Origin of the sequence: Streptomyces adustus (assembly GCF_009377175.1) — a bacterium.
GTDB classification, from domain to species: domain Bacteria; phylum Actinomycetota; class Actinomycetes; order Streptomycetales; family Streptomycetaceae; genus Streptomyces; species Streptomyces adustus.
Genome location: NZ_VJZD01000371.1, coordinates 1 through 6,268, shown reverse-complemented (window position 1 = coordinate 6,268; position 6,268 = coordinate 1). Strand labels below are relative to the sequence as shown.

Below are 6,268 nucleotides of genomic sequence, written 5' to 3'. Positions count from 1 at the left end.
GCCCCCGGGACCCGCCCCGACTCCAGCGCTCCCCGATCGTGCGCTTCCCGATCCTGCGGCTCATCCCGCGGCTCCTCCTGCGGTTCGTCCCGCGGAGCTCCCCGCAGCAGCACCGTGAGCAGACGTACGGCACCCCGCTTGTGCAGGGGATCGTTCCCGTTGCCGCACTTGGGCGACTGGATGCAGGACGGACAGCCGGCGTCGCACTCGCAGGAGGCGATGGCCTGACGGGTGGCGGTGAGCCAGGCGCGGGCGGTGTGGAAGGCGCGCTCCGCGAAGCCCGCGCCGCCGGGATGGCCGTCGTAGACGAAGACCGTCGGCAGGAGGGTGTCGGGATGCAGGGGTACGGACACGCCGCCGATGTCCCAGCGGTCGCAGGTCGCGAAGAGGGGCAGCATCCCGATCGAGGCGTGCTCCGCGGCGTGCAGGGCACCGCCCAGGATCTCCGGGTTGATCCGGGCCTCGTCCAGCTGGTCCTCGGTGACCTTCCACCACACGGCCCGGGTCCGCAGCGTACGAGGGGGGAGGTCGAGTTTCGTCTCGCCCAGCACCTCGCCGGTGATGACACGTCTGCGCAGGAAGGAGACGACCTGGTTGGTGACCTCCACGGAGCCGTAGCACAGCCGGCCGTCGCCCCAGGGGATCTCGGTGTCGGTCTCCAGGACGGAGATCGACGTCGTGTCGCGCGCGACCGTCGAGTACGGCGGGGCGGCCTCCTCGACCAGGGCGACCGAGTCCTCCAGATCGAGGGAGCGGACGAGGTACGTACGCCCCTGGTGGAGGTGGACCGCGCCCTCGTGGACGGCGGTGTGGGAGGCGCTCTCGTCGACCGTGCCCAGCAGCCGTCCCGTCCCCTCCTCGACGATCTGCACCGGCCTTCCGCCCCCGCCGCGGATGTCGGTCAGGTCGGCGGCCCGCTCCCGGCGGGTCCAGTGCCAGGCCTTCGTCCGGCGGCGCAGCAGCTTCGCGGCCTCCAGTTGCGGCAGCAGTTCCGCGGCCGCCGGACCGAAGAGGTCCAGGTCCTCCTCGACCAGCGGCAGCTCCGCCGCGGCCGCGCACAGGTGCGGGGCGAGGACGTAGGGGTTGTCGGGGTCGAGGACCGTCGATTCCACCGGTCGGTCGAACAGGGCCTCCGGATGATGGACGAGGAAGGTGTCCAGCGGATCGTCGCGGGCCACCAGGACGGCGAGGGCCCCCTGGCCGGAGCGTCCGGCCCGGCCCGCCTGCTGCCAAAGCGACGCGCGGGTGCCCGGATAGCCGGCGATGAGCACGGCGTCCAGGCCCGACACGTCCACGCCGAGTTCCAGCGCGGTCGTGGCGGCCAGGCCGAGGAGCTCGCCGGAGTGCAGGGCGCGTTCCAGGGCGCGGCGTTCCTCGGGGAGGTAGCCGCCGCGGTAGGCCGCGACACGCCGGGCCAGTGAACGATCCACCTCGGCCAGACGCTCCTGGGCGATGACGGCGATGAGCTCGGCGCCGCGCCGGGAGCGTACGAAGGCGACCGTGCGTACGCCCTGCACGGCGAGGTCGGTGAGCAGGTCGGCCGTCTCGGCGGTGGCCGTCCGGCGCACCGGAGCGCCCTTCTCGCCCTGCATCTCGGTGAGCGGGGGCTCCCAGAGCGCGAACACCAGTTCCCCACGGGGCGAGGCGTCGTCGGCGACCTCGACCACCGGCAGGCCGGTCAGCCGGCGGGCGGCCACGGCCGGTTCGGCCGCGGTGGCGGAGGCCAGCAGGAAGACCGGGGAGGCCCCGTAGCGGGCGCACAGACGGCGCAGACGGCGCAGCACCTGGGCGACATGGGAGCCGAAGACGCCCCGGTAGGTGTGGCACTCGTCGATGACGACGTACCTGAGCGACTTCAGGAAGGAGGACCAGCGCGGATGGGACGGCAATATGCCGCGGTGGAGCATGTCCGGGTTGGTGAGGACGTAGTTGGCGTACTGGCGGACCCATTCGCGTTCCTCGAACGGGGTGTCGCCGTCGTACACGGCCGGGCGTACGGCCTTGCCCAGGGGCTGTGCGAGTCCCTTCACCCCGCGGCACTGGTCGGCCGCCAGGGCCTTCGTGGGGGCCAGGTACAGGGCGGTGGCGCCGCGGCCGTTCGGGGCCTCGGAGCCGTCCAGGAGCGCGGACAGGACCGGGACGAGGTAGGCGAGGGACTTGCCGGACGCGGTGCCGGTGGCGACGACCACCGACTCGCCGTCCAGGGCGTGCTCGGCGGCCTCCGCCTGGTGGGCCCAAGGGTGCTCGATGCCCGCGGACTCGACGGCCGCGACCACCTCGGAGCGAATCCGGTGAGGCCAGACGGCATGGCGACCCGCACGCGGGGGCAAGTGCTCCGTATGAGTGATGCGCGAAGCCCGGCTCGGCCCCGAGGCGAGCCGGTTCAGGACCGTGCTCGGCGCGGGGCGGGACTCGGGTTCCGCCGGGGATCGATCGGATCGGTGATTCTCGGCCATCGGCACCGAGTGTGTCACTGGCGTGACGGACAATGGAGCCAAGGCGTCGTGCACGCCTGCCGGTAAGTGATTGAATGCCATCGCGGCTGGCGAACCGTCCTGGGGGCTCTGCCGAGGTGTCCCATGGGGCGACCGCTCGATAGCAAGGTGCTGGAGGATCCGTGGACCTGTCCCTGTCGACCCGTACCGTCGGCGATCGTACGGTCGTCGAGGTCGGTGGCGAAATCGACGTATATACCGCGCCCAAGTTGCGCGAGCAGTTGGTCGAGCTGGTGAACGACGGCAATTTCCACCTCGTCGTCGACATGGAGGGCGTGGACTTCCTCGACTCCACCGGGCTCGGCGTGCTGGTCGGCGGCCTGAAGCGGGTGCGTGCCCACGAGGGCTCGCTGCGCCTGGTCTGCAACCAGGAGCGCATTCTGAAGATCTTCCGTATCACCGGTCTGACCAAGGTGTTCCCCATCCACACCTCGGTCGACGAAGCGGTGGCGGCCACCGACTGATCACCGTCCGGGCCGTGTGCCCGGGGGTCGAGTTGAACACCAGGGGGACCGGGCTTTCGGCCGCCCGGCCCCCCGACCGCACGCCCGTAGTTCCGAGGGGGATGCATGGCCACCGTTGAACTCCGCTTCAGCGCGCTGCCCGAGCACGTCAGGACCGCCCGACTCGTGGCGGCGGCGGTGGCGCGCAGGGCCGGGGTGGACGAGGCCGTCCTCGACGAGGTGCGCCTCGCCGTCGGCGAGGCGTGTTCCCGTGCCGTCGGACTGCACCAGAACGGCGCCATCACCGCGCCGATCCACGTCGTGCTGACCGAGGAGGAGAAGCAGTTCTCCATCGAGGTCGGGGACGAGGCGCCGCACGCGCCCCGGGAGGGCCCCGTCGGCGATGTGGTCGAGGATCCGGACATCGAGGCCGAGGAGGACGAGATGGGCCTCGCGGTCATCAGCGGACTCGTCGACGACGTGGAGGTGACCGCCGGACAGAGCGGTGGACGCATCCGCATGACCTGGCCGACCACCCCGCCGACCGTCGCGTCGGCCTGACACCCGTCCCGCACACCACCGCATCACCCCCGTTCGGGCCCTGCTGAGCAGGGCCCTTCGTGTTTTTCTCACCCGTTCGCAGGAATGCGTGAAGAAATTCACGATCAATCGGGCGATCATTTGATCAAGCGCCCGTGCGGGCGTCAATGCTTTGAGGGCATTACCTCTTTCGGGGCCGATGGCGTGACCTCGATCATTTGCTGAAGAGCAAGTGAAGGCTAATTCCGTTTACCGCGCCCTGTTTTGATCAGGTTCCGGTACCTAGAATCCGTCCACATCTTGAGCTCAGCCCAAGCGTCAAGGAGGACGAATGGCGGGGCTTTCTACCCCTCAGCAGTTCGATCACCCCACAACCTTCGCAGCCGCAGTTCTGACCGACGACAACCGCGTCCTCGTGATGGTCATCGGTGTCGTGGCGCTGGCCGCCCTCGTGGTCGCGGGCGTCCTGGTGCGCCAGGTGCTCGCCGCGGGCGAGGGCACCGACAGCATGAAGAAGATCGCCGCGGCGGTCCAGGAAGGCGCCAACGCCTATCTGGCCCGGCAGTTGCGCACGCTCGGCATTTTCGCCGTGGTCGTCTTCTTCCTGCTCATGTTGCTGCCCGCGGACGACTGGAATCAGCGGGCCGGTCGGTCGATCTTCTTCCTGATCGGCGCCGGCTTCTCGGCGGCCACCGGCTATATCGGCATGTGGCTCGCCGTGCGCAGCAATGTGCGTGTCGCCGCGGCGGCCAGGGAAGCGACCCCGACGGAAGGTGAGCCGGAAAAGGATCTCACCGCCGTCTCGCACAAGGCAATGAAGATCGCTTTCCGCACGGGCGGCGTCGTCGGCATGTTCACGGTGGGGCTCGGTCTGCTGGGCGCCTCCTGCGTGGTGCTGGTGTACGCGGCCGACGCCCCGAAGGTGCTCGAGGGATTCGGCCTCGGCGCCGCCCTGATCGCCATGTTCATGCGAGTCGGCGGCGGCATCTTCACCAAGGCCGCCGACGTCGGTGCCGACCTGGTCGGCAAGGTCGAGCAGGGCATTCCGGAGGACGACCCGCGCAACGCCGCGACCATCGCCGACAACGTGGGCGACAACGTCGGCGACTGCGCGGGCATGGCGGCCGACCTGTTCGAGTCGTACGCCGTCACCCTGGTCGCCGCGCTGATCCTCGGCAAGGCGGCCTTCGGCGACTTCGGCCTCGCCTTCCCGCTGCTGGTGCCGGCGATCGGCGTCGTCACCGCGATGATCGGCATCTTCGCCGTGTCCCCGCGCCGCACCGACCGCAGTGGCATGTCCGCGATCAACCGGGGCTTCTTCATCTCCGCGGTGATCTCGGTCGTGCTGGTCGCGCTGGCGGTCTACGTCTACCTGCCGTCGACGTACGCCGGTCTCGACGGCGTCACCGACGCGGCGATCAAGGGCAAGAGCGGCGATCCGCGGATCCTCGCCCTCGTCGCGGTGGCGATCGGCATCCTGCTCGCCGCCGTCATCCAGCAACTGACCGGCTACTTCACCGAAACCACCCGCCGCCCGGTCCGGGACATCGGCAAGACCTCGCTGACCGGCCCGGCCACCGTCGTCCTCGCCGGCATCTCCGTCGGCCTGGAGTCGGCCGTCTACACCGCGCTGCTGATCGGCCTCGGTGTGTACGGGGCCTTCCTGCTCGGCGGTACGTCGATCATGCTGGCGCTGTTCGCGGTGGCGCTGGCCGGCACCGGCCTGCTCACCACGGTCGGTGTGATCGTCGCGATGGACACCTTCGGGCCGGTCTCCGACAACGCCCAGGGCATCGCCGAGATGTCCGGCGACGTCCAGGGGGCGGGCGCACAGGTGCTCACCAACCTGGACGCGGTCGGCAACACCACCAAGGCCATCACCAAGGGCATCGCCATCGCCACCGCGGTGCTGGCGGCGTCGGCGCTCTTCGGGTCGTACCGTGACGCGATCACCACCGGAGCGCAGGACGTCGGCGAGCAACTCACCGGAGCGGGTGCGCCGATGAGCCTGATGATGGACATCTCGCAGCCGAACAACCTCGTCGGTCTCATCGCCGGCGCGGCGGTGGTCTTCCTCTTCTCGGGGCTGGCGATCAACGCGGTGTCGCGCTCGGCGGGATCCGTGGTCTACGAGGTGCGGCGGCAGTTCCGCGAGAAGCCGGGGATCATGGACTACACCGAGACCCCGGAGTACGGGAAGGTCGTCGACATCTGCACCAAGGACGCCCTGCGCGAACTCGCCACGCCCGGCCTGCTGGCCGTGATGGCACCGATCTTCATCGGCTTCACGCTCGGCATCGGCCCGCTCGGCGCGTACCTCGCGGGCGCGATCGGGGCGGGGACGCTGATGGCGGTGTTCCTCGCCAACTCCGGCGGCGCCTGGGACAACGCGAAGAAACTCGTGGAGGACGGCCACCACGGCGGCAAGGGAAGCGAGGCACACGCGGCCACGGTGATCGGCGACACGGTCGGCGACCCCTTCAAGGACACCGCCGGCCCCGCGATCAACCCGCTGCTGAAGGTGATGAACCTGGTGGCACTGCTGATCGCGCCGGCCGTCATCAAGTTCTCCTACGGCCATGACAGGAGCATGGGGGTGCGGATCACGATCGCGGTCCTCTCGCTCCTGGTCATCGTGGTCTCGGTGTACATCTCCAAGCGGCGCGGTATCGCCGTGGGCGACGACGAGAACGCCGAGCGGGCCTCCAAGTCGGCCGATCCTGCGGTGGTTTCGTAGGCGCTCCGGGCGAGGTCCGGCTCACGGGCGGGCGGTGGCGCGTGTCGACGCGC

4 protein-coding genes are annotated in these 6,268 nt (G+C 70.0%); 3 read left to right on the top strand and 1 reads right to left on the bottom strand.

The annotated features are described in order from the left end of the window. On the bottom strand, nt 1-2,537 hold a 2,537-nt coding region (locus FNH09_RS43465; protein WP_238427447.1), incomplete at its 3' end, for a DEAD/DEAH box helicase. A gap of 80 nt (nt 2,538-2,617) precedes the next feature. Here FNH09_RS43465 and bldG point away from each other — a divergent pair. The 3 genes from bldG to FNH09_RS43450 all read left to right on the top strand — a co-directional run bounded on the left by bldG (nt 2,618) and on the right by FNH09_RS43450 (nt 6,215). Further along, nucleotides 2,618-2,959 (top strand): anti-sigma factor antagonist BldG, encoded by a 342-nt coding sequence (bldG, locus tag FNH09_RS43460; RefSeq protein ID WP_009189842.1) that lies wholly within the window; start codon nt 2,618-2,620, stop codon nt 2,957-2,959. 105 nt (nt 2,960-3,064) lie between these two features. Beyond that, nucleotides 3,065-3,499 (top strand): ATP-binding protein, encoded by a 435-nt coding sequence (locus FNH09_RS43455; RefSeq protein WP_152895389.1) that lies wholly within the window; start codon nt 3,065-3,067, stop codon nt 3,497-3,499. 310 nt (nt 3,500-3,809) lie between these two features. Beyond that, nucleotides 3,810-6,215 (top strand): sodium-translocating pyrophosphatase, encoded by a 2,406-nt coding sequence (locus tag FNH09_RS43450; RefSeq protein ID WP_152895388.1) that lies wholly within the window; start codon nt 3,810-3,812, stop codon nt 6,213-6,215. Nucleotides 6,216-6,268: the final 53 nt, after the last annotated feature.